This is a genomic window from Vallicoccus soli (genome assembly GCF_003594885.1).
Lineage (GTDB): Bacteria > Actinomycetota > Actinomycetes > Motilibacterales > Motilibacteraceae > Vallicoccus > Vallicoccus soli.
The window spans coordinates 348507-374030 of the sequence record NZ_QZEZ01000002.1; the positions used below are offsets into that span (position 1 = coordinate 348507).

Here is a 25524-nt window from a genome sequence, read left to right on the forward strand (position 1 = left end):
AGTGCAGGGTGGACGTGCCCGTGGTCCCGCACCCCGCCGTCGTGGTGCTCGTCGGCCCGTCGTCGTCGGGCAAGACGACGCTGCGCGGGGCGCTCGTGCGCGCCGGCGTCGACCCGGGCCACGTCGTGTCGCTCGACGACCTGCGCCGCAGCGCCCGCGCGGCGCACGTGCGCAGCGGGCGCGAGCCCCGGGCCCTGCAGGACTACTCGCTCACCGCCGTGCGCCGGGCCGAGGCCGCGCAGCGCGCGCTGCTCGAGGCGGGTCACGGCTACGTCGCCGACGCCACGCACCTGCGGCGCCCGTCGCGGATCGCCCACGTCGTCGCGGCGGACCGGGCCGGGCTGCCGGCGGTCGCGCTGCTGACCCCCGCCGAGCCGCTGGACGTGCTCGCCCGGCGGACGGAGGCGCGGCCCGAGGACGAGCAGGTCCCCCGGTACGCCCTCGCCGCGCAGCACCACCGCCGCTCGCTGCTGAGCTGCGAGCTGCTGCGCGCGGAGGGCTTCTCCCTCGTCGCCGAGGTGCACCCCGGGGCGCCCCTGCGCCTCGCCCCGGCGCTGGTCGACCTGCGCGAGGGCGTGCGCCTCCTCGGCGCGCGCGGCCCGGAGGGCCTGCCGGGCACCCCGGGCAGGCCCTCCTGAGCCGCGCCGCGCTCAGAGCTCGCCGAGGTCGCGCAGCTCGTCCTCGGTGAGCAGCCGGGAGCGGACGAGGAACCGCCGCCCCTCCGGCGCCTCCAGCGAGAAGCCGGCGCCGCGGCCGTCCACGACGTCGACCGTCAGGTGGGTGTGCCGCCAGTACTCGAACTGCGCGCGGGACATCCACATGGGCACCGCCTGGCCCTCGCCGACCTGCAGGTCGCCGAGGTGCACGTCCCCGTCGCCGGTGAGGAAGTCGCCGTCCGGGTAGCACATGGGGCTGCTGCCGTCGCAGCACCCGCCGGACTGGTGGACCATGAGCGGCCCGTGCTGCGCCCGGAGGCGGCGGAAGAGCTCCGCCGCCTCCGGGGTGACGTCGACGCGGCGCCCGAGGTGCTGCTCCCCGGTGCCCGCCGTGCCGACCGCGTCGCCGCCCACGGTCAGAAGAACCCGAGCTTGTTCTCGTCGTACGACACGAGCAGGTTCTTCGTCTGCTGGTAGTGGTCGAGCATCATCCGGTGGTTCTCCCGGCCGATGCCGGACTGCTTGTAGCCGCCGAACGCCGCGTGCGCCGGGTACTGGTGGTAGCAGTTGGTCCACACCCGCCCGGCCTGGATCTCGCGGCCCGCCCGGTACGCGGTGTTGATGTCGCGGGACCACACGCCGGCGCCCAGGCCGTACAGCGTGTCGTTCGCGATGGACATCGCGTCGGCGTAGTCGGTGAAGCGCGTGACCGAGACGACCGGGCCGAAGATCTCCTCCTGGAACACCCGCATCCGGTTGGTGCCCTCGAAGATCGTCGGTGCGACGTAGTAGCCGCCGGACAGGTCGCCGCCGAGGTCGACGCGCTCGCCGCCGGTGATGATGCGCGCGCCCTCCTGCGTGCCGATGTCGATGTAGCTGAGGATCTTCTCGAGCTGGTCGTTGCTGGCCTGCGCGCCGATCATCGTGTCGGTGTCGAGCGGGTTGCCCTGCACGATCGCCTTGACGCGGTCAGTACCCGCGCTGAGGAACTGGTCGTAGATCGAGGCCTGGATGAGCGCCCGGCTCGGGCAGGTGCACACCTCGCCCTGGTTGAGGGCGAACATCGCGAAGCCCTCGAGCGCCTTGTCGTAGAACGCGTCCTCGGTCGCGGCGACGTCCTCGAAGAAGATGTTGGGGCTCTTGCCGCCGAGCTCGAGCGTGACCGGGATGAGGTTCTGGCTCGCGTACTGCATGATCAGCCGGCCCGTGGTGGTCTCGCCGGTGAAGGCGATCTTCCTGATGCGCGGGCTGGACGCGAGCGGCTTGCCGGCCTCGACGCCGAAGCCGTTGACGACGTTGAGCACGCCCGCGGGCAGCAGGTCGCCGATGAGCTCGACGAGCAGCATGATCGAGGCGGGCGTCTGCTCGGCCGGCTTCAGGACGACCGCGTTGCCCGCCGCGAGCGCCGGGGCGAGCTTCCAGGTCGCCATGAGCAGCGGGAAGTTCCACGGGATGATCTGCCCGACGACGCCCAGCGGCTCCTGGAAGTGGTACGCCACGGTGTTGTCGTCGATCTGCGAGATGTGGCCCTCCTGGGCCCGTACGACCCCCGCGAAGTAGCGGAAGTGGTCGACGGCCAGGGGCAGGTCGGCGGCCATCGTCTCGCGGACCGGCTTGCCGTTGTCCCAGGTCTCCCCGACGGCCAGCATCTCGAGGTTGGCCTCGATGCGGTCGGCGATCTTGTTGAGGATGACCGCGCGCTCCGTGGTGGACGTGCGGCCCCACGCGGGCGCCGCGGCGTGGGCGGCGTCCAGCGCGAGCTCGACGTCCTCCGCGGTGCTGCGCGCGACCTCGCAGAAGACCTTGCCGTTCACCGGCGAGGGGTTCTCGAAGTACTGGCCCTTGACGGGGGCCACCCACTCGCCACCGATCCAGTTCTCGTAGCGGGACCGGTAGGTGACGGGGCTGCCGTCCTGGCCGGGGGGCGCGTAGACCGCCATCAGCTCTCCTCGTCGAGACGTGACCGGCGCCACTGCCGGTCGCTGCCCCCGACGCTAGCCGCTGCGAGGTTGCAGCGACGTTGCACGCCGAGGCGCGGGCGGCGCGGGGGCGGCCGCCGGCACGGCCCCGAGCCCGCGCAGCCGCGCGCGGACCGCGGCCCGGCGGGGGGAGCCGTACGGCAGCACGGCGTCGAGCGCCTGCCAAACCGCCGGGTCGTCGTGCCCGTGCGGGCCGCCGGCCCACCGTCCGAGCGCCCTGGCGCTGCGGGAGGCGAGCACCGCCTCGCGCAGCTCCGCGGCGAGCTCGTCGCGCAGCCCGCGCACCCACGGCGCGTCCGAGCCCGGCAGCACCGGCCCCTCGTACGCGTCGAGCGCGCGCAGCACGGCGCCGCGGCCGAGGTGGCGCCGCACGTCGTCGACGTCCGTCCCGACCCGCGCCACCAGCCGGTACGGCCGCGAGGCCAGCAGGTCCTCCCCCAGCGCCCGGCGCAGCCGGAAGACCTCCGCGCGCACGGTGGCGCCCGCGGCCGCGTCGGCGAAGAGCGCGGCGTCGAGCTGCTCGCCGGTGAGCCCGCGCGGGTGGGCCGCGAGCAGCAGCACGATCTCGCTGTGCCGGGGGGACAGCTCGAGCCGGCGCCCGCCCGCGTCGAGCGCGGCGCCCGCCCGGCCCAGCACCTCGAGGCGGACCGGCTGCTGCGCGACGGTCGGGGCGGTCGCGGCGGTCGCGGCGGTCGCGGCGGTCGCGGCGGTCGCGGCGGTCGGGGCGGTGGGGGCGGGCGCGGCGCGCACGGTGCGCCGCGGCACCCGTCGCTCCGCCCGGTGCAGCAGCGACAGCTCGGCCTCCGCCGCCGCGGCGGCGGCGCGGACGAGCGCGAGCGTGCGCGGGCCGGCCACGTCGGGCTCGCCCGTCACGTCGACGACGCCGATGACATCGCGGGTCAGCGGGTCGTGCACGGGCGCCGCGGCGCACGACCAGGGCTGCACCGCGACGCCGTAGTGCTCCGCCGTCCAGATGCCGACCGGCGCGCCCACCGCGAGCGCGGTCCCCGGCGCGTTCGTGCCCGCGGCGTCCTCGGACCACAGCGCGCCCTCGACGAAGCGCATCGCCTCCGCCCGCGCGCGCAGCCCGCGGTGCCCCTCGACCCACAGCAGCCGGCCGTGCGCGTCGCCGACGGCCACGAGGTGGCCCGCCTCCTCCGCCACGTCGACGAGCAGGTCGCGCAGCAGCGGCATGACCCGGGCGAGCGGGTGCGCGGCGCGGTAGGCGCGCAGCTCCTCGCCGTCGAGCGCGAGGGGAGCGGCCGTCGCGGGGTCGACGCCGCTGCGCAGAGAGCGCAGCCAGGAGGCTGCGACCACCGGCCGCACGCCCGAGCGCGGCGCCTGCACCGCCCCCGGGGGCGCCGACACCAAGCGGTCGTGCTCGCGGGCGATGCGCCGCAGCGCCGCCCCCGGGTCCTCGGGCAGGGGGGCCGCGTACGCCGCGCTCGGGACGTGGTGCACCACGGGCGCCTCCGGCTTCCTCGTCCACGACAGGGTAGCCGCGCGGACCCCCCGCCGCCGGGGCTCGGCGGAGCCGCTCAGTTCCCGCCGAGGTCCTCCTGCAGGTCCCGCTGGCACTGCTCGACCGCCGCCTGGTCCTGGCCCGCCTCGCGCAGGCAGTCCTGCAGCGACTGGCCGGTCTCGGAGTTCAGGAAGCTGACCCCGATGGCGATGATCGCGACGGCCAGCGCGGCGCCGAGGACCCCGAGGACCGCCCCGGTGATGGCCAGCCCGCCGTTCGTCGCCTCGCCCCGCTTCGCCCGCCCCCGCCCGAGGATGCCGAGCACCAGGGCCGCCACGCCGAGCACGATGCCGCCGAAGACGGTCCAGAAGGTGAGCAGCGCCAGGGCGCCGCAGACCAGCGCCGCGATGCCGAGGCCGTTGCGGGGGGCACGGGCCGGTTCCCCGTAGCCCGCGCCGCCGTACCCCTGGCCGTACCCGGGCTGCTGGCCGTACTGGGGCTGCTGGCCGTACCCGGGCTGCTGGCCGTACCCGGGCTGCTGGCCGTGACCGGGCTGCTGGCCGTACCCGGGCTGCTGGCCGTACTGCTGGCCGTACGCGTCCTGCGGCCGGTCGCCGCCCGCGCTGGCCCCGCCGGGCGGCGGGGCGTACGGGTCGCGGGGCTCGCGGTCGTCGGGGGTGCTCACGGGGGTCCCTCCTCGTCGGGGCCGGCGGTCGCGGCGTGCGTCCCGGGTACCCCGTGGGCGGCGCGGCTACGCGGCGGGACGCCCCACCGGCGCCGGGCGGGCCCCGGACGGGCGTGCCACCCTGCGGGCCGTGAGCACACCGCCGCGGATCGTCGTCGCCCCGGACTCCTTCAAGGGGACCGTCCCCGCGCGGGAGGTGGCCGAGCGGGTGCGGCGCGGGCTGCTGCGGGCCCTGCCGGGCGCCGAGGTCGTCGCGCTGCCCGTCGCCGACGGCGGCGAGGGCACCCTGGAGGCGCTGGCCGCCGGCGGCGCCGCGCTGCAGGACGCCGAGGTCAGCGGGCCCCTGGGCCGTCCCGTACGGGCGCGCTGGGCGCGCACCGGGGACGGGGCCGGCGGTGCGACGGCGTACGTGGAGAGCGCCCAGGCGGCCGGCCTGGCACTCCTCGACCCCGGCCCCGCGACCGCGCTCGCCGCGACGACCCGGGGGGTCGGCGAGCTCGTCCTCGCCGCGCTCGACGCCGGCTGCACCGCGCTGGTGCTGGGCCTCGGCGGCACCTCCACCACGGACGGCGGGGCGGGCCTGGCGCGCGCGCTCGGCGCCCGGCTGCTCGACGCCGACGGGCACGAGGTCCGCGAGGAGGGCGGAGGCGCCTTGCACCGGGTGGCCGCGGTGGACCGCGCGGGCCTGCACCCCCGGCTGGCCGGGCTCACCGTCACCGTGGCGTGCGACGTGGACAACCCGCTGCTCGGCGAGCACGGGGCGGCGGCCGTCTTCGCACCGCAGAAGGGCGCGGGGCCCGACGAGGTGCGCCGCCTCGAGGAGGGCCTGCGCGCCTGGTCCACCGCCCTGGCCCCGGACCTCGTGGACCGGCCCGGCGCGGGCGCCGCCGGCGGGCTGGCCTTCGCTGCGGCGGCGCTGCTCGGCGCGCGCAGCGCGTCGGGCGCCGAGCTCGTCATGGACCTGCTCGGCCTCGACGAGGCGGTGCGCGGCGCCCACCTCGTCGTCGTGGGCGAGGGGTCGCTCGACGCGCAGAGCCTGCGCGGCAAGGCCCCGCTGGCCGTCGCCGCCCGCGCGCGCTCGGCCGGCGCCGTCGTCGCCGCCGTCGCCGGCCGCGTCGCCCTCGACGAGGCGGCCCTGCGCGCGGCCGGCATCGAGCGCGCGCTCAGCCTCGTCGACGCCGCGGGCTCGGCCGGGCGCGCCTCGGCCGACGGTCCCACGCTCCTGGAGCAGCAGGGCGAGGCGCTCGGCCGCTGGTGGCGCGAGCGCACCCCCTGACCCGTCAGCGGGGAGCCGGCTCGTACCCCCGGACCCTGCGCACCCACGCCTCCTTGGGGTAGCGCGCGGGGTCGCGGCGCTCGTCCACCGGGAACTCGAAGAGGTCCACCATGAGCTGCAGCGGGTACGCCGTGCCCTGTCGGCTCTCGTGGACGAGGCGGTCGTCGACGTAGAAGCGGGTGGAGCGCTCGTCCCACGCCGCCGCGTAGCTGTGCTCCTCGGTCGCGTCGATCGGCAGGCGGACGTCGACGACGTCCTCGCGCAGGAGCGGGTCCTGGTGCGCCTTCACCCCGACCCGCGCCGTGGACCGGGTCCGTCCGAGCGCGTCGCCGAAGAGCTCGACCACGCAGACCTCGCCGGTCGTCGCCGGCCCGCCCTCGGCGAGCCCGACGAGCCACACGGCGAGCATGCAGGTGGGGTCGGGGCTCGCGCGCAGGACCGCCTCCACGAGCCCGGCGGTCGGCGTCCAGAGCCGCCGGGTGGGCTGCGGCGTGCGCACGACGAGCCCGGGGCGGTGGGCCATCTGCCCGGTGGAGGAGCCGGCGGGGCCGGAGAACGACCCGGTCTGCAAGTTGGAGACGCGCAGTCCACCGTCCTCGGGCAGCCACGCCGGCTGGTCCGCGTCGACGCGCAGCCGCAGCCCGTCCGGCCCGAGGGCGTAGCGCGCGGCCGAGCGCTCCGGGGTCGTCCAGTGCGGCAGGTAGTGGTCGACCCAGCGCCCCCGGTCCAGGTCCGGGCCGGCGAACGCCTCGTCGAGGACGAGCTGGTACCCGGAGCGGTCCAGCCGCTCCTGCGCTCTCCAACCCGCTCCCGCACCCGTCACCCGTAGAACACCCGCTCCACCACGGCCCGCGCCCGCCGCGTCGTCCGCCGCCACTCGTCGACCAGCGCCCCCGTGGGCGAGGCCGGGTGCCCCGCGGCGGCGGCGACGCCGGCGAGCTCGCGCAGGTCGGTCGGCAGCTGGTCGCCGGCCCGCCCGCGCACGAGCATGACGCCGTTGCGCAGCGCCGACGCGAGCCGCCAGGCCTCCAGCAGCACCTCGGCGTCCTCGCGGGCCACCAGGTCGGCGCCGACCGCCGCGTGCAGGGCCTCGACGGTGCTCGTGGTGCGCAGCCCGGGGACCGCGTGGGCGTGCTGCAGCTGCAGCAGCTGCACGGTCCACTCGACGTCCGCGAGGCCCCCGCGGCCCAGCTTGAGGTTGAGCCCCGGGTCCGCGCCGCGCGGCAGCCGCTCGGCCTCGACGCGGGCCTTGATGCGACGGACCTCGCGGGCGTCGTGGTCGCTCAGGCCGGACGCGGGCCACCGCACCGGCTCCACGAGCTCGACGAAGCGCCGGCCGAGGTCGGGGTCGCCCGCGACCGGCGCGGCGCGCAGCAGCGCCTGGGCCTCCCACACCAGCGACCACCGCGCGTAGTAGGCCGCGTAGGAGCCCAGCGAGCGCACGAGCGGGCCGTTGCGCCCCTCCGGCCGCAGGTCCGGGTCGACGACGAGGGGCGGGTCCGGCGCTGGCAGGGCGAGCAGCCGCCGCAGCTCCTGCACCACCGCGAGGGCCGCGCGCCCCGCCTCGCGCTCGTCGGCGCCGTCGAGGGGCTCGTGCACGAAGAGGACGTCCGCGTCGCTGCCGTAGCCGAGCTCGCGCCCGCCGAGCCGCCCCATCGCGATGACCGCCACGCGGGTCGGCAGCGGGTCGCGGCGCTCCGCCTCGATGGCCCGGACGGCCGCCTCGAGCCCGCCCGCGACGGTCGCGGCCGCGATGTCCGAGAGCGCGTGCCCGACGCCGTCCACGTCGAGCCGGTCGAGCAGGTCCGCCGTCGCGGTGCGCAGCAGCTCGCGGCGCCGCACGGCCCGGGCGGCGCCGGCCGCCACGGTCGGGTCGTCGTGCCGGCGCACCGACGCGACGACCTCGTCCACGAGGGCGGCCGCCGGGCGCGGCACCAGCGCGGCGTCGTCGGCGAGGATGCGCACGGCCTCGGGAGCACGCAGCAGCAGGTCCACCGGGTAGCGACCCGCGGAGAGCACGCGGGCCATCCGCTCGGCCGTCTCGCCCTCGTCGCGCAGCAGGCGGAGGTACCACGGCGTGGTGCCCAGCGCGTCCGACACCTGCCGGAAGGCGAGCAGGCCCGCATCGGCGTCGTGCGAGTCGCCGAACCACCCGAGCAGGACCGGCAGCAGGGTGCGCTGGATGGCGGCGCGCCGGCTCACCCCCGCCGTGAGGGCCTCGATGTGCCGCAGCGCGCCCGCCGGGTCCTCGTAGCCCAGCGCCTGCAGCCGGGCCCGCGCCGCCTCCGGCGTGAGCCGCGCCTCGTCCGGCGCCAGCCGCGAGGTCGCCTGCAGCAGGGGGCTGTAGAAGAGCTTCTCGTGCAGCCGCCGCACCTCGCGGGCCTGGCGGCGCCACTCCGCGCGCAGGGTCGTGACGGGGTCGCTGCGCAGACCCACGCTGCGCCCGAGCCGGCGCAGCTCGGCGTCGTCCTGCGGCATGAGGTGCGTGCGGCGCAGCCGCTGCAGCTGCAGGCGGTGCTCCAGGGTCCGCAGGAAGCGGTACGCCCGGTCGAGCCGCGCCGCGTCGTCGCGGGCCACGTAGCCCCACGTCGACAGCTCCTCCAGCGCGGACAGCGTGTTCCCGCTGCGCAGCCGGTCGTCGGAGCGCCCGTGCACCATCTGCAGCAGCTGCACGGCGAACTCGACGTCGCGCAGCCCGCCCGGCCCGAGCTTGAGCTCCCGCTCGGCCTGCGCCACCGGCAGCGTGCCCTCGACCCGCCGCCGCATCGCCTGGACCTCGCTGACGAAGTCGGGCCGGTCCTGCGCCTCCCACACGAGCGGGGAGACGGCCTCGACCCACTCCCCCGCCAGCGCCAGGTCCCCCGCGACCGGTCGGGCCTTGAGCAGCGCCTGGAACTCCCACGTCCTCGCCCACCGCTCGTAGTAGGCGCGGTGGCTGGCGAGCGTCCGCACCAGCGGGCCGTTCTTGCCCTCGGGGCGCAGGGCCGCGTCGACCGGCCAGATCGTGCCCTCGGCGGTGGTGGCGCCGCAGACGCGGATGAGCCCCGTCGCCAGCCGGGTCGCCGTGCGCAGCGCGGCCTGCTCGTCGGCGCCGCCGGCCGGCTCCGCGACGAAGACGACGTCCACGTCGCTGACGTAGTTGAGCTCGTGCCCCCCGCACTTGCCCATGCCGACCACGCCGAGCCGGCAGGGCACGGCGTCCTCGGGCAGGTCCGCCCGCGCCACGGCCAGCGCCGCGTCGAGCGTCGCGCCCGCCAGGTCGGCCAGCGAGGCGGCGACCTCGACGAGGTCGAGCGCCCCGGTGAGGTCCCCGGCCGCCAGGCGCAGGACCTCCCGCCGGTACGCCACCCGCAGCGCGTCCGCCGCGTCCGCCGCGGTGGCGACCGGCTCCGCGGCGGCGGGGTCCGCCCCGACGGCGGTGAGCAGCGCGGCCCGTACGGCCGACGGCCGCGCGGGCAGGTCGAGCGGGCCGGACAGCAGCCGCCAGTCGCCGCCGCGCCGGGCGAGGTGGTCGCCGAGCGCCGTGCTCGCACCCAGCACCGCGAGCAGCCGGTCGCGCAGGGGCTGGTCGTCGCGCAGGGCGGCGCGCAGCGGCCCGGGCCCGTCCAGGCCCTCCAGCACCCGGACCAGCCCGAGGAGCGCGGTGTCGGGGTCGGCGGTGGCCGCGAGCCCCTCCAGGACGGCGGGCTCGCGCCCGAGCCCGTCCAGCGCCGGGTCCTCCAGCAGCGCGCCCGCCCGGGACGGGTCGGCGAAGCCGAGCCGGGCCAGGCGCCCGGTGTCGGTGGCGGCGCGGCCGGCGGGGCTCACGCGGGCACCGCGCGCCGCCGCACCAGCCGGGCGAAGCGCCGCGCCAGCTCGGCGCCGGCGGCCGCCACCTCGGCGTCGCGGTCGGCGAGCTCCGCGGTCACCGCGGCGGCCCGGTCCGGGTCGGGCAGGTCGAGCCGCGCCCAGGCCCCGAAGACGGGCACCGTCACCTCGGGGTGGAACTGCACGCCCCAGGCCGCGGGTCCGACGCGGAAGGCCTGGTGCGGGTAGAGGTCGCCGGCCCCGAGCCAGGCGGCGCCGGGCGGCAGGGCGGTGACGGCGTCCTGGTGCATGCTCGGCCCTGGCCACGACCCGGCCAGCCCGCCGAGCAGCGGGTCGTCCGCGGCCTCGGGCCGCCAGGCCACGTCGACGACGCCCGCCTCGCGCCCGTGCGCGCCGCGCTCCACGGTGCCGCCGGCGGCCGCGGCGAGCAGCTGCGCGCCGAGGCAGATCCCCAGCGTCGGCGCCGCGTCCTCGACGGCGGCGGCGAGCAGGGACCGGACGTCGGCGAGCCAGGGGTGCAGGTCGTCGTCGTGGGCGCCCATCTGCCCGCCGAGCACGACGAGCCCGTCCGCCGCGGGCCGCGGCGGCACGGCGTCACCCGCCCAGGGGCGGCACGTGGTGACGAGGGCGCCGGGCAGCGCCTCCCGCAGCTGCCCCCCGAGCCGGTCCAGCGGGCAGCCGCCGTCCGGTTCGACGACGAGCAGGCGCAGGGGGCTCTCCGCGGGCACGTCGCGCACCGTACCCACCGTCGCGCCCGCTCAGAGCACGGGCAGGTAGCGCCCCAGCTCGAAGGGCGTGACCTGCCGGCGGTACTCCTCCCACTCGCTGCGCTTGTTGCGCAGGAAGAAGTCGAACACGTGCTCGCCGAGCGTCTCGGCGACGAGCTCGCTCGACTCCATGACGGCGATGGCGTCGGCGAGGCTGCCCGGCAGCGGCTCGATGCCCATGGCGCGGCGCTCGGCGTCGGTCAGCGACCAGACGTCGTCCTCGGCGCCCTCCGGGAGCTCGTACCCCTGCTCGACGCCGCGCAGCCCGGCGGCGAGCACGACGGCGTACGCCAGGTAGGGGTTGCAGGCGGTGTCGGGCGAGCGGATCTCGATGCGGGTCGACTGGCCCTTGAGCGGCTTGTACATCGGCACCCGCACGAGGGCGCTGCGGTTGTTGTGCCCCCAGCAGATGTACGCCGGCGCCTCGCCGCCCCCTGCCAGGCGCTTGTACGAGTTCACCCACTGGTTCGTCACGGCGGTGATCTCGGCCGCGTGGTGCAGCAGGCCGGCGATGAAGGCCCGACCGGTCTTGGACAGGTGGTACTCGGCCCCCGCCTCGTGGAAGGCGTTGCGGTCGCCCTCGAAGAGCGAGAGGTGGGTGTGCATGCCCGAGCCCGGCCAGGCCGCCAGCGGCTTGGGCATGAAGGAGGCGAAGACGCCCTGCTCGAGCGCCACCTCCTTCATGACCAGGCGGAAGGTCATGATGTTGTCCGCCGTGGTGAGGGCGTCCGCGTAGCGCAGGTCGATCTCCTGCTGGCCCGGAGCCCCCTCGTGGTGGCTGAACTCCACCGAGATGCCCATCGACTCGAGCATCGTGATCGCCTGGCGGCGGAAGTCGTGGCCCACCCCGTGCGGGGTGTGGTCGAAGTAGCCGCCCGCGTCGATCGGCACCGGCACGCCGCCGCCCGCGGGCTCCTTCTCGAAGAGGAAGAACTCGATCTCGGGGTGCGTGTAGAAGCTCAGCCCGAGGTCCGCCGCGCGCGAGAGGGCGCGCTTGAGCACGAAGCGCGGGTCGGCGTACGACGGGCTGCCGTCCGGCATGAGGATGTCGCAGAACATGCGGGCGGTGCCCGGGTTCTCCCCGCGCCAGGGCAGCACCTGGAAGGTCGAGGGGTCCGGCTTGGCGATCATGTCGCTCTCGGACACCCGGGCGAAGCCCTCGATGGCGGAGCCGTCGAAGCCGATCCCCTCCGAGAAGGCGCCCTCCAGCTCGGCCGGCGCGACGGCCACCGACTTGAGGAACCCGAGGACGTCGGTGAACCACAGCCGCACGAAGCGGATGTCGCGCTCCTCGAGCGTCCGGAGGACGAAGTCTTCCTGCTTGCCCATGGGGCGATCCTCCTACGGCCCCGGGGGGCGGGGGCAAGCGCCCCGCCGGGGGGACCTGCCCGATCCGGTGCCCCGGGCCCCGCGCGGGGCCGCGACGTGGGACGGTGGCCCCGTCCGGCTGAGCAGCCAGCCGGGCCGGCGGTGGACGGGGGCGCGGCGCGGTGCGCCGGGGAGGGGGCCGGCGGTGGGCGCTGCCAGGGGCCGCACCGCCCGCCTCGCGCGCCGCCTGCTGCGCCCGGGGCAGCGCCTCATGCGGCGCCTGCCGGTCTCGGGCAAGTTCGCGGTCATCGCGGTCGCGATCCTCGTGCCGCTCGTCGCGACCCTCGCGGTGCAGGCCCTGTCGGTGCGCGAGGAGCGCGCGGCCGCGGCCCGGGCCCGGGAGGGGCTCGCCCACCTCGGGCCGGTCGTGGAGCTGCGGCTGGCCACCGAGCAGGCCCGCTCGGACCTCACCGTGGCGGGCGCTGCGCCGCGCCCCTCGCGGCTGCTGCTGCGCGAGGTCGACGCCGTCGAGGCGCGGTACGGCGGCGGCAGCGGCTGGCCCGCCGTCCGCTCCGCCGTGCTGCGGGCCGAGCCCGGCCAGGACCGGGGCGCGCCGCAGCGGCGGGAGGCGTACGACGAGGCGCTCGACGCGCTGGACGCGCACGCCGCCCGCGTGGCCGACCGCAGCGGGCTGAGCCTGCTCGGCGACCTGCCGACGCACCTGCTCGTGGAGGGCATGCTCCTCGACGACCTGCCCTCCGCCCTCGAGGCGGCCCGCGACCTGCAGGACAGCGCGCTGGACGACCGCCCCGGCGCTGAGGACGGGCCGCGGCTCGACCGCCGCGGCCTCGAGGACGCGGCCGACCGGCTCGCCGAGCGCACCGCCGCGCTGCGGACCTCGCTGGGCCCGGCCGCGCTGCCGGTGGGCAGCGCCGACGGCCTCTACGCCGCCCTCGACGGGCTGCACCAGCGGGCCCAGGGCGTGCTGCACACGGTGGACCCGCTGGACGCCGTGGTGTCGGCCCGCCAGGACCTCGGCGTGGACGGCGTCGTCGACGAGGCCGACGCGCTGACCATGGCGGGGCTCGCCGAGCTCGACCGCCGGCTGGCGGACCGGGCGGCCGCGCTCGACCGGACGCTGGCCCTGCAGCTCGGCGGCACCCTCCTCGCGCTCGCCGCGGCGGCGTACCTGTTCCTGTCGATGTTCCGCGCGACGTCCCAGGACCTCGCCCGCGTGCTCGCCGACCTGGAGGCGGTGGCCGTCGACGCCCCGGGGCCCCGGCCGGTGCTGCGGGGGCGCGACGAGCTGGCCGACCTCTCCCGCGGCGTCGCCCGCACCCGGCGGCGCATCGCCCTGCTGCTCGCCGAGCTCCAGCGCCAGGGCGCCCGGTTCCGCACGCTCGTCCAGTCCTCGACGGACCTCACGCTCGTGACGACGCGCGAGGGCGTCGTGACGTACGTCAGCCCCGCCGTCGGCCCGCTGCTCGGCGCGGACGCCGGCGCCTGGCTGGGCAGCGACGTGCTCGGCCACGTCGTCGACGCCGACCGCCCCCGGGTGCGGGCCGCGCTCGCCGCGCTCCCCCGCGCGGCGCAGGGGGACCGGACCGTGGAGTGGCGCGTGGTGCGCGACGACGGTGCCGTACGGGTCCTGGAGAGCACCTGCCGCGACCTCACCGCCGACCCGTCCGTGGGCGGCGTCGTGTGGAACACCCGCGACATCTCCGACCGCCACGCCCTGCAGGAGCGCCTGGCGCACCAGGCCTTCCACGACCCGCTGACCCGGCTGCCCAACCGCCTGCTCTTCGCCGACCGCCTCGAGCAGGCGCTGCTGCGGCGCGGCGCGGCCGGCCCGACCGTCCTGCTGCTCGACCTCGACGGCTTCAAGGACGTCAACGACAGCCTGGGGCACGCGGCCGGCGACCAGGTCATCGTGGAGGTGGCGCGGCGCCTCGTCGCCTGCGCCCGCTCCGGCGACACGGTGGCGCGCCTCGGCGGCGACGAGTTCGCGGTGCTCCTCGAGGACGTGCACGACGAGGCGACGGCGCTCGCGCTCGCCGGGCGGGTCCTGGCCGCCCTGCAGGACCCGTGCGTCGTCGCGGGCCTCACGCTCGCGCTCCGGGCCAGCGTGGGCGTCGCGACGGCCGACGAGGACGTGCGCGCCGCCGACGACCTCGTGCGCAACGCCGACGTGACGATGTACGCCGCCAAGCGGGCGGGCAAGGGGCGGGTCGCCCGCTTCGAGGCGACGATGCGCGACTCGGCGAGCGAGCGGCTCGACCTGTCGGCGACGCTCACGGGGGTGGTGCACCGGGGCGAGCTGGAGCTGCACTACCAGCCGATCGCCGACGCGGCGGCGGGCCGCTGGTACGCGGTCGAGGCGCTGCTGCGCTGGCGCCGTCCCGGTCGCGGGCTGGTCCCGCCCTGCGCGTTCGTGCCCGTGGCGGAGGAGACCGGCGCGATCGTCGACATCGGCCGCTGGGTGCTGGCCACCGCCTGCCGCGACCTGGCGCGGCTCCGGCGCGCCTCGCCCGCCCTCGCCGACCTGCGGGTGAGCGTCAACCTCTCCGTGCGCCAGCTGCACGACCCGCGGATCGTCGACGACGTCGCCCGGGCCCTGGGGGCGGCCGGCCTGCCGGCGGCGGCGCTCGTCGTCGAGATCACCGAGTCGGGGCTCGTCGAGGAGACGGGGCTCGTGCTCGAGCGCATCGCGGCGGTGCGCGGCCTGGGCGTCGCGGTGGCGGTCGACGACTTCGGGTCGGGCTACTCGGCGCTGGGCTACCTGCGCCGGCTGCCCGTGGACGTGCTCAAGGTCGACCGCTCCTTCGTGGCGCCGCTGCGGGCGGACGACGAGGCAGCCGTCGCGCTGGCCCGCAGCATCGTGGCGATGGGCGACGCGCTCGGGCTGCGCACGGTGGCCGAGGGCGTCGAGACGCTGGAGCAGGCCGAGCTGCTCACGTCGATGGGGTGCCCGCACCTGCAGGGCTACCTGCTGGCGCGGCCGCTGCCGGTGCGCGAGTGCGAGCCGGTCCTGCGCTCGGGCGTGCCGCTCGCGGGTCGACGGCCCGGGGCCGTCAGGGACGCGTGACGCGCACCCCGGCGTGCGTGCGGTAGCGGCGGTTCACCGACACGAGGTTGGCGGTCAGGGCCTCGACCTGCCCGGCGCTGCGCAGCCGCCCGGCGTAGACGCCGCGCACGCCCGGCAGCAGGCCGGCAAGCGCTTGCACGAGGTCGGTGGCCACCCGGTCGTCCCCGACGACGAGCACGTCGGAGTCGATCTCGTCCACCGCGGGGTCGAGCAGCAGCACGGCGGACAGGTGGTGGAACGCCCCGACGACGGTGCTGCGGGGCAGCAGCGCCGCGGCCTGCTGGCACGCGCTGCCCTCGGCGACCTCGAGCGCGTACGCCCCCCGCGCGTCGAACGCGATCGGGTTGACGCAGTCCACGACGATCTTGCCCTGCAGCTGCGGCGCCAGGGCCGACAGCACCTCCGCGTGCCCCTCCCACGGCACGGCGACGACCACGAGGTCGGCACGCTGGGCGCACCCGTCGTTGCCGTCACCGACGACCCCCGGGACCCCCAGCCCCTCGGCCGCCGCCCGCGCGCGGGCGGGGTCGCGGGAGCCGAGGACCACCCGTACGCCCGCCAGCGCGAGCCGCCGCGCCAGGCCGCGGCCCTGCGCACCCGTCCCCCCGAGGACGCCCACGAGGAGCCCCCGCGGGTCCTGCCCGCTGTCGTCGCCCTGCGCCACGGTGGCGATCCTGCCACCGGCGGCCGTCCCCGACCACGGCGGGACCGGCCGGACGCGCTCGTCCGCAAACGCTTGCCGGGCGCCTCAGTCGTCGTCGCCCTCCTCCCAGCGCCGGTCCTCCCGGTCCCAGCGCTCGGTCCGCTCGCGGGCGGACTCGAGGGCGCGCTCGGCCTCCTCGCGGGTCGCGTACGGACCCATGCGGTCCTGCGCCCGCGCCCCCTCGGGGCCCTCGACCTGCCCGGTGCGCACGTTGAAGAAGAACGGTCCCTGCGCCATCTGCGTCGCCCTCCACGTCTCGCTGCGGTGCGCTGCTGCCCCTGCCCGTCGCGCATCCTCCCCCCGCCGGGCGCGACCTAGACTGGGCGCCATGCCCGTGCTCGTCCCCGGCACCGTCTCGCCCGTGCGCCCCGTGCCCCCGCAGATCCCGCGCCCGGAGTACGTCGGCCGGCCCGCCCCGACGCCGTACGAGGGGCCGGAGGTCCAGGACCCCGGCACGGTCGAGCGGATGCGCCAGGCGGGGCGGCTCGCCGCGCAGGCGCTGCAGGAGGTCGGGCGGCACGTGGCGCCCGGCGTGACCACCGACGAGCTCGACGCGGTGGGGCACGCGTACCTCGTGGAGCGGGGGGCGTACCCGTCGACCCTCGGCTACCGGGGCTTCCCGAAGTCGCTGTGCACCTCGGTGAACGAGGTCATCTGCCACGGCATCCCCGACACGACGGTGCTGTCCGACGGCGACATCGTCAACGTGGACATCACGGCGTACCTCGACGGCGTCCACGGCGACACCAACGCGACCTTCCTCGTCGGGGAGGTCGATGAGGAGTCGCGGCTGCTCGTCGAGCGCACCCTCGAGGCCACCTGGCGCGGCATCCGCGCGGTGCGCCCCGGCCGGCAGCTCAACGTCGTCGGGCGGGTCATCGAGGCCTACGCCAAGCGCTTCGGGTACGGCGTGGTGCGCGACTTCACGGGGCACGGCATCGGGACGTCGTTCCACTCGGGCCTCGTCGTCCCGCACTACGACGACCCGGCCGCGACCACGGTCATGGAGCCCGGCATGACCTTCACGATCGAGCCGATGCTGACGCTCGGGACGTACCGCTGGGACATGTGGGACGACGGCTGGACCGTGCTGACGAAGGACCGCCGGCGCACCGCGCAGTTCGAGCACACCCTCGTCGTCACCGACACCGGCTCCGAGGTCCTCACCCTCCCGTAGCGCTATTCCCTAGTGATGTGATAGGGATTGGGCATGGCACTCCCCCTCGCCCTGCTGCGCCCGGCCCGCCGGCCCCTGCTGCGCCCGGCCCGCCGGCCCCTGCTGCGCCCCGCCGGCGCCTGCGCCGGACCCGGGCAGGACGCGGGCCACGACGTGCGCTGGGACTACGAGCACGCGTACGACGACCTGCCGCGCCGGGCGCGCTGCGCCGCCTGCGGCGCCCGGCGCGAGCTGCCGGACGGCGCCTGGCGGTCGCCGTGGTGGCGGCGCGCCCGGGCGCCGCGCGCGGCGGGCTGAGCCCCGGGCAGGATGGGACCCGTGGAACGACGCCCGACCGTCCTGTTCGTCTGCGCCCGCAACGCCGGCAAGTCGCCGATGGCGGAGGGGCTCATGCGCCGCGCCGCGGGTGCCGCGGTGGACGTCTCCTCGGCGGGCACGGCTCCCGGCACCTCCCTCAACGCGCTGTCCGTGCAGGCGCTGGCCGAGGTCGGCGTGGACCTCGCCGGCGGCGTCCCCCGCCCGGTCACCCCGGAGCTCGTCGAGGCCGCCGACGTGGTCGTCGTCCTCGGGCGCGAGGCGCGCGTCGAGCCGGTCCCCGGGACCCGCGTCGAGACCTGGGTGACCGACGAGCCGTCCGAGCGCGGCATCGAGGGGATGGAGCGCATGCGCCTCGTGCGCGACGACATCGACCGGCGGGTGCGGGCCCTCGCCCGGGAGCTCGGCGCGCTGGGCTGAACGGGTGGACCTCGGCGCCGGTCCCGCCGGGCGGACGGGGCTGTCGGGGCTGGGCCCTAGGCTCCGGGGGACGGGTCAGGCGGAGGGGGTCCGGGTGCTCAGGGGGACGCTCGCGGCGCTGTGCGCGTCGGCGCTGCTGCTCGCGGGCTGCTCCGCGGGCGACGGGAGCGGCGCAGGTGGTACGGGCGCCGGCGCGGCGACCGCCGCCGCCTCGGCACGGACCCCCACGCCGGCCGAGAGCACTCCCTCGTGCCGCGGCCTGCGCACGCTGGCGGCCGCGCTGCGCGCCGGCTGCAGCTTCCTCGCGGCCGTCGGCGACGACCCTCGCGGCTGCCGCCACGACGTCATCGGGTACGTCCGCGTGCGCGGCCCCGGCTGCCCCGGGGCCTGGGACGCGGTCCGCGACCCGGCCGTCGGCACCGGTGCCGCCGCCTGGGACGAGGGCTACGCGGACGCCGCCGGCGTGCTCACGATCGTCAGCGCGCCGGAGCCCGCCGGGGGCACGGCGCAGCGCCTCGACGTGACCGTGGTCAACCTGAGCGGCCGGGCCGTCGCCACCGCGCCCGGAGGGCTGCGCGTCGACGCCGACGGCCGGCCCCTCGCGGTGCGGGTCGTGGGGCCGCTGCCGGGCGAGGTGGGCCACCGGGACATGGCGCTCGCGACGTACGAGGTCGCCGCTCCGGGCGGAGGGCCGCTGCGGGCGTCGCTCGGGATCGGCGGGTACGACCTGGTCTGGCAGGGCGCCCGCGGGTGAGCGCGGGCGGGCCGGGACGGCGGGCGGGGACGGCGGGCCGGGGCGGCGGACGAGTCGGCCTGTAAGCCGGGTTCTGTGCCCCCGCTCGCGCGGGGCGGCGGCCATCCATCTCGGACTGCCGTTGCCGACAGCCTCGTGCGGCCTACCCGGGGACTCGGGCGGGCAGCCCTCGGACGTCCCCTGTCTGGCCTTGCTCCGGGTGGGGTTTGCCGAGCCGACCGGGTCACCCCGGCCGCTGGTGGTCTCTTGCACCACCCTTTCACCCTTACCGGCGGCGCGAGCGCCCCCGGCGGTCTCCTCTCTGTGGCACTGTCCCGCGGGTCACCCCGGGTGGGCGTTGCCCACCACCCTGCCCTGTGGAGCCCGGACTTTCCTCGGCAGGACCCCGAAGGGCCCTGACGCGACCGCCCGGCCGGCTCGTCCGCCGCAGGGACGAGGGTACCGGGGCTCCCTCGACGAGCGCGGGCGGCGCTCGGCCCTAGGCTCGGCCGGATGCCACCGATCGCGCGCCACCGGTCCCCCGACGGGAGGTCCTGAGTGCACCGCGCCGCCGCGGCGGCCGGGGGCCTGGCCGCGCTCGTGGTGGGCCTCGACGGGACGCTCGACGTCCTCGGGCGGCTCGCACCGGTGCTGCTCTTCCTGCTCGGCGCCACGGTCCTCGCCGAGCTCGCGGACGAGGCGGGGCTCTTCGACGTCGCCGCCCGGGAGGCCGCGCACCTCGCGCGCGGCCGCACGCCGGCCCTGTTCGCCCTCGTGGTCCTCGCCGGCACGGCGAGCACCGTCCTGCTGAGCCTGGACAGCACCGCCGTGCTCCTGACGCCCGTGGTGCTCGCCCTCTGCGCGCAGCTCGGGCTCGACGCGCTGCCGTTCGCGATGGCCACGCTGTGGCTCTCGGCCACGCCGTCCCTGCTGCTGCCGGTCTCGAACCTCACGAACCTGCTCGCCACCGGCACCCCCGCCCTGGCGGACCTCGGCGTCGGCGGGTACGTCGCCCGCACCGCCCTGCCGACCGCGGTGGCCGTCGCCCTCACCGTGCTCGTGCTGGGCCTGCGCTACCGGCGCCGGCTGCGCGGGCGCTACCCCGTACCCCCGCGCCCCGCGCCCGGCGACCCCTGGCTGCTGGGCGCCGCCGCGCTCGCGGTGCTGTCCTTCGCCGCTCTCGTCGTCGCCGAGGTCGAGGTGGCCGTCGCCGCGCCCGCCTGCGCGCTCGCGCTCACGGCCGTGGTCGCCGTGCGGCGCCCCGCGGCCCTGCGCCGCCCGCTCGTACCGTGGCGGCTCGCGGTGCTCGTCGTCGGGCTGTTCCTCGTCGTGCAGGCGGGCCACGAGCACGGGCTCGACAGCGCGCTGTCCCGCTTGGCCGGCACCGGCGAGGCGTACCCCGACCTGCTCCGACTCGCCCTCGTGGCCGCGGCGGGGGCGAACCTCGTCGACAACCTGCCGGCGTACGCCGCGCTCGAGCCCGTCGCCGGCGGGTCGGTCGACCGCGTGCTGGCGCTGCTCGTCGGCGTCGACGTCGGCCCGCTCGTGCTGCTGTGGGGCAGCCTCGCGACGCTGCTGTGGCGCGAGCGCTGCGCCGCCCGCGGCCTCGTGGTGCCGTGGCGGCACGTGGCCGCCCTCGGGCTCGTCGGGGCGCCGCTGCTCGTCGCCGCGGCGACGACGGCGCTGCTCGTCCCCACGCCCTGGTGAGCGCCCGAGGCGCGCCGGACGAGGCGTACGGGTGCCTCACGAGGCCTGCACGCCTCGCGAGGCACCCGTACGGGTGCCTCGCGTGGTCGACAGGCGACCTCAGTCCAGGTCGGGCGGCAGGGACGGGTCGTCGTGGTGCGCGAAGACCCGGGCGAGCAGCTGCGGGGAGCAGCGCCCGGTCGACAGCGGGGGCAGGGCGTCGCGGGCGTACCAGCCGACGCCGTCGGTCTCGGTGCTGTGGGCGGGGGCGCCGCCGACGAGGCGGCAGGCGACGACCGCCTTGAGGGTGAACGCCGGCATGGGCGGGTGGCCCCAGCGCTCGCGCTCGTAGAAGCCGAGCAGGCGGTCGCGCTCCACGACGTAGCCGCTCTCCTCGCGCACCTCGCGCACCGCGCCCTCGGCGAGCGACTCCCCCACGTCGGCCCAGCCGCCGGGCAGGGTCCAGAGCCCGTCCTGCACCTCGCGCACGAGCAGCACCCGGCCCTCGGCGTCGTGCACGGCGGCGCGCACGTCGAGCTTCGGGGTGAGGTAGCCGGTCTCGGCCTCGAGGAGCAGGCGCACCCGCTCGGGGTCGGCGTCGGCGAGCTCGGCGAGCATCGCCGCGGCGAGCCCGCGCAGGCGGGCGTACCGCTCGAGGTCGTAGGGGTTGTCGCTGTAGGTCAGCCCGGCCTGCGCCATCGACTGCAGCTCGCGGACCCACCCGAGCCAGGGCGCGGGGGCGCTCACGCGAGGTGCGAGGTGTCGTTGAGCAGGCGCAGCGTCGCCAGGCCGTCGGTGTAGACGTCGACCCGCGACACCGACGCCGGCTCCAGCGCGAGCCGGAAGACCGTCGGCGCGGGCGCGTCGAGGGCCATCCGCACGAGCTGCAGCAGCGGCGTGAGGTGGGCGACGACGAGGACCGTACGGCCCGTGTGGCGCGCCACGAGCTCGTCGCGCGCCAGCGCGACCCGGGCCGACGCCTCGTCGAGCGACTCCCCGCCCGGCGGGCGCTCCGCCGGGGACGAGAGCCACGTCGTCAGCGCCTCGGGGGACCGCTCGCGCACCTCGCCGAAGGTCAGGCCCTCCCACTCGCCGAACGACTGCTCGCGCCAGCCCTCGTCGAGGCGCACCTGCAGGCCCAGCGCGTCGGCGACGGCCTGCGCGGTCTGGCGGGTGCGGCGCATCGGCGACGCGACGACCGCGTCGATCCCCCAGCGCGGCGCGGACAGCGCCTGCGCGGCCAGCGCCGCCTCGCGCTCGCCGTCCTCCGACAGGGCCGGGTCGGCGCCGCCCCACCCGGAGAACACGTGGCGGGCGGTGTCGCCGGTGCGCCCGTGCCGCAGCAGCACGAGGCGGGTCGGCGGCGCGAGCGCCTCGACCGCGGCGGCGGCGAGCGCGGGCCCCGGGGCCGGGGCGGGCTGCGCCTCGTCCACCGCGGCGCCCGGGAGCCCGGCCGCCGGCAGCGGCCGGCCCGAGGGCTGCCACGGCAGGCCCTTCGCCGCGAGGTCGAGCGCCTCGTTGGCCAGCCGGTCGGCCGCCTTGTTCCGCTCGCGCGGCACCCACGTGTACGACACCTGCTCCGGCGGCAGCACCCGGCGCGCCCGCAGCGCCAGCGGCTGCATGTCGGGGTGCTTGACCTTCCAGCGGCCCGACATCTGCTCCACGACGAGCTTGGAGTCCATCCGGACCTCGATGCGCGCGCCGGGGTCGAGGTCGCGCGCGGCCTCCAGGCCCGCGATGAGCCCGCGGTACTCCGCGACGTTGTTCGTCGCGCGCCCGATGTGCTCGGCCACCTCGGCGAGCACCTCGCCGTCCGCGTCGCGCACCAGGGCGCCGTACGCCGCCGGGCCCGGGTTGCCCCGCGACCCCCCGTCGGCCTCCACGACGAACCGGCGCGCCCCGCCGGCCGTCACAGCCCGGACTCGGGGGTGCGCACGAGGATGCGGTCGCACTCCTCGCAGCGCAGCACCTCGTCCTCCGGCGCGGCGGCGATGCGCCCGATGTCGACGGTGGTGAGCTCGAGCATGCAGCCCATGCAGCGGCGCTGGCGCAGCGGCGCCGCACCGGTGCCGCCCTGGTCCGCCCGCACCTTCTCGTAGAGCGCGACGAGCTTCGCGTCCACCTGGCCGGCCAGCGTCCCGCGCAGGTCGGCGGTCGTCGCCGCCTCGTCGTCGATCCCGGACCAGGCGGCGTCGCGGCGGGCCGCCACCTCGGCCCGCTCGGCCTCGGCGCGGTCCCGCTCGGCCACCAGCCCGGCGAGGCGCTCCTCGACCGACTCCAGCCGCTCCATCACCTCGAGCTCGACGTCCTCGAGGTCGGACTGGCGCCGGGCCAGCGACGCGATCTCGTGCTGCAGGTCGGACAGCTGCTTGGCCGAGGTCACCTGCCCGCTGTCGAGGCGCTGCTGGTCGCGGCGGGCCCGGTCGCGGACCTGGGCGACGTCGGTCTCGGCCTTGGCGCGCTCGCGCTCGACGTCCGAGCGCTCGGTCTCGGCGGCGACGACGAGGTCGCGCAGCTCGCGCAGGCGCGCCTCGACGCGCTCGAGCTCGGCGCTCTCCGGCAGGGTGCGGCGGCGGTGCGCCAGCTGGTCGAGCCGGGTGTCCATGCCCTGCAGGTCGAGCAGGCGCAGCTGGTCGGTCGGTGCAGCCTTCAGCGTCGGCTCCTGGTCTCGTGGGCCGGCGGGCCGGCCGGCGGTGCGTGCACGCTCCAGGGGTCGGTGGGGACCGTGGAGACGCGGGCCTCCACCGTAGCCCCGGCGGCGCGCAGGGCGTCCACGGTCCGGCGGGCCGCGTCGGCCAGCCACGGGTGCTCGCTCGCCCAGTGCCCCACGTCGAGCAGGGCCGGGCGCTCGGGCCCCAGCGCCTCGACGACCGGGTGGTGGCGCAGGTCCGCCGTGACGTACGCGTCCGCCCCGCTCGCCGCCGCCGCGCCGAGCAGGGAGTCCCCCGCCCCGCCGCAGACGGCCACCCGGCGGACCAGCCGGTCCGGGTCGCCGGCGGCCCGCACGCCCGCCGGGGCCGCGGGCAGCGCGGCGGCTGCGCGCCGGACGAAGGCAGCCAGCGGCTCGGGCTCGGGCAGGCGCCCGACCCGCCCCAGCCCGCGGCGCGAGTCCCCGGCGGCCAGCTCGAGCACGTCGAAGGCCGGCTCCTCGTACGGGTGCGCCCGGCGCAGGGCCGCGACGACGCCCGCGCGCCGGTGCCGGGGCAGGACCATCTCGACCCGGGTCTCCGGCACCACCTCGACCTCGCCGACCCGCCCGACGGCCGGACGTGCGCCGTCGAGCGGGCGGAAGGTGCCGGTGCCGGTGGTGGTCCAGGCGCAGCGGTCGTAGTCCCCGAGCGCCCCGGCCCCCGCGCCGGCGAGGGCGTCGACGAGCGCGGGCGCGTCGGCGTGCGGCACGAAGACCACGACCTTGTCGAGCGGGTCCGCCGGCAGCGGCTGCAGCGGGCGCAGGTCGACCAGGCCCAGCGCGGACGCCAGGGCGTCGGACACGCCGGGGTCGGCCACGTCGGCGTTGGTGTGCGCGGTGAGCAGGGCGCAGCCCGCGCGCACGAGCCGGTGCGCGCGCCGCCCCTTCGGCGTCGTCGCGGCGAACCCGTGCACGCCGCGCAGGAACAGCGGGTGGTGCGTGAGCAGCAGGTCGGCCCCCCACGCCAGCGCCTCGTCGACGACGACGTCCTCGGGGTCCACGGCGAGCAGCACCCGGCGCACCGGCTGCCCCGGGTCGCCGAGGTGCAGGCCGACGGCGTCCCACGCCTCGGCCCGGCGGGGGTCGTACAGGCCGTGGACGACGTCGACGACCTCGCCGAGCGCTGGGGTCCTCACGTGGGCCCGGACGGGTTCGAACCGCCGACTCCTCGGGTGTAAGCCGAGTGCTCTTCCGCTGAGCTACGGGCCCGCGGGCGGCAGGCTACCGGCCCCGGCGGGACCGGCGGCCGCGCTCAGAGCGCGGCGAGCGCCCGGCGGTAGTCCTCGGTGCTGCGCGGGTCGCCGGGGCCGTTGACGACCTTCCAGCGCACGACGCCCTCCCGGTCGAGCACGAACGTGCCCCGGGTGGCGAACCCGCGCGGCTCGAAGAACACGCCGTAGCGCTTCGCGACCTCGCCGTGCGGCCAGAAGTCGCTGAGCAGCGGGTAGTCGATGCCCTCGGCGCGCGCGAAGGCGCCGAGCGCCGGCGACGGGTCGCAGGAGACGCCGAGCGTGAGCACGTCCTCGCGCCCGAACGCCGGGCCCTCGTCGCGGATCGTGCACAGCTCGCCGGTGCACGTCGGCGTGAAGGCGTGCGGGAAGAAGACGAGCACGACGAGGTGCCCGCGCGCCTCGGACAGGCGCACCGGCGCGCCGTGCTGGTCGGGCAGCTCGAAGTCCGGGGCGGTCTCGCCCACGCCGGGGCCCGCCGCCCGCTCCGCCTGCGCTGCCTGGTCCACCTGCGTCACGGTGCGCTCCTCCTCGTCGAGCCCGGCGGCGCCGCGTCGGGCAGTATGCGCAGTGTGCCAACCCCAGCCGGTCCGCTCCTGCCGGTCCCCGGCGAGCGCGGCCTCGCGTCGTACGAGACCCCGGTCCTGGCCGGGCACGTCCTGGCGGCCTGGGACGGCTTCCTCGCCCTGGCCCGCGCGCTCGCCGACGACGGGGCCCTGGACCGGCCCAGCCGCCTGCCGGGCTGGAGCGCGCGCGACGTCTGCGTGCACCTGGGCTCCTGGCCCGACGCCCCGACGCTCGTGCGCCTGCTCGACGAGGCGCGCGCCGCGGCGGCGGACCCTGCCGTCGTGGAGCAGGGGGCGGCGTTCGACCAGGAGGCGCACAACGAGGCCCTGCTCGCCGCGCACCGGGGCGCGCCGGACGACGAGGTCCTCGCCGCGCTCGCGGCCGGGCGCGGGGCCACGGCCGGCCTGCTCGAGGACCCCGAGCTCGACGCCCTGGCGCTCGTCCCGACCCGCTCGCTGCTCGGGCCGCTGCCGCTGCTCGGGCACGTCGCGGCGGCGGCGTACGAGCTCGCGGTGCACGCCGGCGACCTGGCCCCCGCGGGCGCCCCGGAGCCCGCGCGCGACCTGCTGCACGCCGGGGTCGGCGCGCTCGTCGACGTCACCGGCGCGCTGTGCGCCCGGGCCGGCACCGCGCTGACCGCCGCCGTGCTGACCCCGACCGGGGGCTGGGCCTTCGGCGCGCGCGGCGCGGACTGGACGACGGTCGAGCTCGCGCGGGGCGCGCGGGCGGGCGACCTCGGCTGGCCGGCGATCGAGGCGGAGGCCGCCGTCGTGCTCGACGTGTCGGCGGGGCGGGTCGCCGCTCCCCCGCTGCTCGTGCGCCGCGAGCTGCGCACCCACGACGTCGCCGGGCTGCTCGAGCTCGCGGGGGTCGTGCAGGACGTGCCCGGCCTGCCCGGGGGCGCGGCGGTGCTGACCGCCACGCGCTACCTCTCCGGGGTCGGGCGGCTCGTACGGCGCCTGCCGGGCCTCGGCTGAGCG

At 77.7% G+C, this 25524-nt stretch carries 24 protein-coding genes, 1 tRNA gene and 1 other RNA gene; 9 read left to right on the forward strand and 17 right to left on the reverse strand.

Annotated elements, in window-relative coordinates:
- Positions 1-8: 8 nt before the first annotated feature.
- Positions 9-638: an AAA family ATPase gene (locus D5H78_RS19260; RefSeq protein ID WP_165865633.1), complete on the forward strand. Its 630-nt coding sequence runs from the start codon at positions 9-11 to the stop codon at positions 636-638.
- Positions 639-650: 12 nt separating this feature from the next.
- On the opposite strand, the gene D5H78_RS06830 is transcribed toward D5H78_RS19260, so the two are convergent.
- From D5H78_RS06830 to D5H78_RS06845, 4 genes are all read right to left on the reverse strand, one after another.
- Positions 651-1070 (reverse strand): DUF779 domain-containing protein, encoded by a 420-nt coding sequence (locus D5H78_RS06830; RefSeq protein ID WP_245941611.1) that lies wholly within the window; start codon positions 1068-1070, stop codon positions 651-653.
- A 2-nt stretch (positions 1071-1072) separates the two neighbouring features.
- On the reverse strand, positions 1073-2596 hold the full coding sequence (adh, locus tag D5H78_RS06835; protein WP_119949668.1) for an aldehyde dehydrogenase: 1524 nt from the start codon (positions 2594-2596) through the stop codon (positions 1073-1075).
- A 54-nt stretch (positions 2597-2650) separates the two neighbouring features.
- Positions 2651-4099, reverse strand: coding sequence for a GAF domain-containing protein (locus D5H78_RS06840; protein ID WP_119949669.1), 1449 nt, complete (start codon positions 4097-4099; stop codon positions 2651-2653).
- Between the two features lie 74 nt (positions 4100-4173).
- Positions 4174-4782 (reverse strand): DUF4190 domain-containing protein, encoded by a 609-nt coding sequence (locus tag D5H78_RS06845; RefSeq protein ID WP_119949670.1) that lies wholly within the window; start codon positions 4780-4782, stop codon positions 4174-4176.
- Positions 4783-4912: 130 nt separating this feature from the next.
- On the opposite strand from D5H78_RS06845, the gene D5H78_RS06850 reads away from it, so the two are divergent.
- Complete coding sequence (locus D5H78_RS06850) at positions 4913-6058, forward strand: glycerate kinase (protein WP_119949671.1); 1146 nt, start codon at positions 4913-4915, stop codon at positions 6056-6058.
- 4 nt (positions 6059-6062) lie between these two features.
- Here D5H78_RS06850 and D5H78_RS06855 read toward each other — a convergent pair whose 3' ends face one another.
- The 4 genes from D5H78_RS06855 to glnA are packed head-to-tail and all read right to left on the reverse strand — an operon-like array spanning position 6063 to position 11961.
- Positions 6063-6881, reverse strand: coding sequence for a glycoside hydrolase family 16 protein (locus tag D5H78_RS06855; protein ID WP_119949672.1), 819 nt, complete (start codon positions 6879-6881; stop codon positions 6063-6065).
- Positions 6878-9865 carry a bifunctional [glutamine synthetase] adenylyltransferase/[glutamine synthetase]-adenylyl-L-tyrosine phosphorylase gene (locus D5H78_RS06860; protein ID WP_119949673.1) on the reverse strand — a complete coding sequence of 996 codons (2988 nt, stop codon included), beginning with the start codon at positions 9863-9865 and terminating at the stop codon, positions 6878-6880. The genes D5H78_RS06855 and D5H78_RS06860 overlap by 4 nt, the downstream gene beginning before the upstream one ends.
- Positions 9862-10593, reverse strand: a complete 732-nt coding sequence (locus D5H78_RS06865; protein ID WP_119949933.1) for a type 1 glutamine amidotransferase — start codon at positions 10591-10593, stop codon at positions 9862-9864. Before D5H78_RS06865 ends, D5H78_RS06860 begins: the two co-directional genes overlap by 4 nt.
- Before the next feature lie 30 nt (positions 10594-10623).
- On the reverse strand, positions 10624-11961 hold the full coding sequence (glnA, locus tag D5H78_RS06870) for a type I glutamate--ammonia ligase (RefSeq protein ID WP_119949674.1): 1338 nt from the start codon (positions 11959-11961) through the stop codon (positions 10624-10626).
- Positions 11962-12145: 184 nt separating this feature from the next.
- Between glnA and D5H78_RS06875 the strand changes: the two genes are divergently transcribed.
- The gene (locus tag D5H78_RS06875; RefSeq protein WP_165865634.1) at positions 12146-15025 is read left to right on the forward strand and encodes an EAL domain-containing protein; all 2880 of its coding nucleotides are present in this window, start codon (positions 12146-12148) and stop codon (positions 15023-15025) included.
- Here the strand turns inward: D5H78_RS06875 and npdG are convergent.
- Together npdG and D5H78_RS06885 are read right to left on the reverse strand one after the other, a co-directional pair.
- Positions 15012-15689 carry an NADPH-dependent F420 reductase gene (gene npdG, locus D5H78_RS06880; RefSeq protein WP_119949676.1) on the reverse strand — a complete coding sequence of 226 codons (678 nt, stop codon included), beginning with the start codon at positions 15687-15689 and terminating at the stop codon, positions 15012-15014. The two genes, D5H78_RS06875 and npdG, sit on opposite strands and share 14 nt — an antisense overlap.
- A gap of 84 nt (positions 15690-15773) precedes the next feature.
- On the reverse strand, positions 15774-15965 hold the full coding sequence (locus tag D5H78_RS06885) for an SPOR domain-containing protein (protein ID WP_119949677.1): 192 nt from the start codon (positions 15963-15965) through the stop codon (positions 15774-15776).
- 91 nt (positions 15966-16056) lie between these two features.
- Here D5H78_RS06885 and map point away from each other — a divergent pair, with 91 nt between their 5' ends.
- The 4 genes from map to D5H78_RS06905 all read left to right on the forward strand — a co-directional run bounded on the left by map (position 16057) and on the right by D5H78_RS06905 (position 18394).
- Positions 16057-16905, forward strand: coding sequence for a type I methionyl aminopeptidase (gene map, locus D5H78_RS06890; protein WP_119949678.1), 849 nt, complete (start codon positions 16057-16059; stop codon positions 16903-16905).
- Positions 16906-16938: 33 nt separating this feature from the next.
- Positions 16939-17202, forward strand: coding sequence for a hypothetical protein (locus D5H78_RS06895; protein WP_119949679.1), 264 nt, complete (start codon positions 16939-16941; stop codon positions 17200-17202).
- A 21-nt stretch (positions 17203-17223) separates the two neighbouring features.
- Positions 17224-17640, forward strand: a complete 417-nt coding sequence (locus tag D5H78_RS06900; protein WP_218566322.1) for an arsenate-mycothiol transferase ArsC — start codon at positions 17224-17226, stop codon at positions 17638-17640.
- A 94-nt stretch (positions 17641-17734) separates the two neighbouring features.
- Positions 17735-18394 carry a hypothetical protein gene (locus tag D5H78_RS06905; protein WP_119949681.1) on the forward strand — a complete coding sequence of 220 codons (660 nt, stop codon included), beginning with the start codon at positions 17735-17737 and terminating at the stop codon, positions 18392-18394.
- 46 nt (positions 18395-18440) lie between these two features.
- Here the strand turns inward: D5H78_RS06905 and rnpB are convergent.
- An RNA gene (gene rnpB / locus D5H78_RS06910) (RNase P RNA component class A) lies at positions 18441-18814 on the reverse strand.
- Between the two features lie 117 nt (positions 18815-18931).
- Between rnpB and D5H78_RS06915 the strand changes: the two genes are divergently transcribed.
- Complete coding sequence (locus D5H78_RS06915; protein ID WP_119949682.1) at positions 18932-20080, forward strand: SLC13 family permease; 1149 nt, start codon at positions 18932-18934, stop codon at positions 20078-20080.
- 99 nt (positions 20081-20179) lie between these two features.
- Here D5H78_RS06915 and D5H78_RS06920 read toward each other — a convergent pair whose 3' ends face one another.
- The 6 genes from D5H78_RS06920 to D5H78_RS06950 all read right to left on the reverse strand — a co-directional run bounded on the left by D5H78_RS06920 (position 20180) and on the right by D5H78_RS06950 (position 24495).
- Complete coding sequence (locus tag D5H78_RS06920) at positions 20180-20806, reverse strand: NUDIX hydrolase (RefSeq protein ID WP_119949683.1); 627 nt, start codon at positions 20804-20806, stop codon at positions 20180-20182.
- Positions 20803-21972 (reverse strand): bifunctional RNase H/acid phosphatase, encoded by a 1170-nt coding sequence (locus D5H78_RS06925; protein WP_119949684.1) that lies wholly within the window; start codon positions 21970-21972, stop codon positions 20803-20805. Before D5H78_RS06925 ends, D5H78_RS06920 begins: the two co-directional genes overlap by 4 nt.
- Complete coding sequence (locus tag D5H78_RS06930; protein ID WP_119949934.1) at positions 21969-22712, reverse strand: zinc ribbon domain-containing protein; 744 nt, start codon at positions 22710-22712, stop codon at positions 21969-21971. Before D5H78_RS06930 ends, D5H78_RS06925 begins: the two co-directional genes overlap by 4 nt.
- On the reverse strand, positions 22709-23884 hold the full coding sequence (locus D5H78_RS06935) for a Nif3-like dinuclear metal center hexameric protein (protein ID WP_119949685.1): 1176 nt from the start codon (positions 23882-23884) through the stop codon (positions 22709-22711). The genes D5H78_RS06930 and D5H78_RS06935 overlap by 4 nt, the downstream gene beginning before the upstream one ends.
- Position 23885: 1 nt before the next feature.
- A tRNA-Val gene (locus D5H78_RS06940) sits at positions 23886-23957 on the reverse strand.
- 43 nt (positions 23958-24000) lie between these two features.
- Entirely contained in the window at positions 24001-24495 is a 495-nt protein-coding gene (locus D5H78_RS06950) for a peroxiredoxin (protein ID WP_218566323.1), read from the reverse strand.
- A 54-nt stretch (positions 24496-24549) separates the two neighbouring features.
- On the opposite strand from D5H78_RS06950, the gene D5H78_RS06955 reads away from it, so the two are divergent.
- Positions 24550-25521, forward strand: a complete 972-nt coding sequence (locus D5H78_RS06955) for a maleylpyruvate isomerase N-terminal domain-containing protein (RefSeq protein ID WP_218566324.1) — start codon at positions 24550-24552, stop codon at positions 25519-25521.
- Positions 25522-25524: the final 3 nt, after the last annotated feature.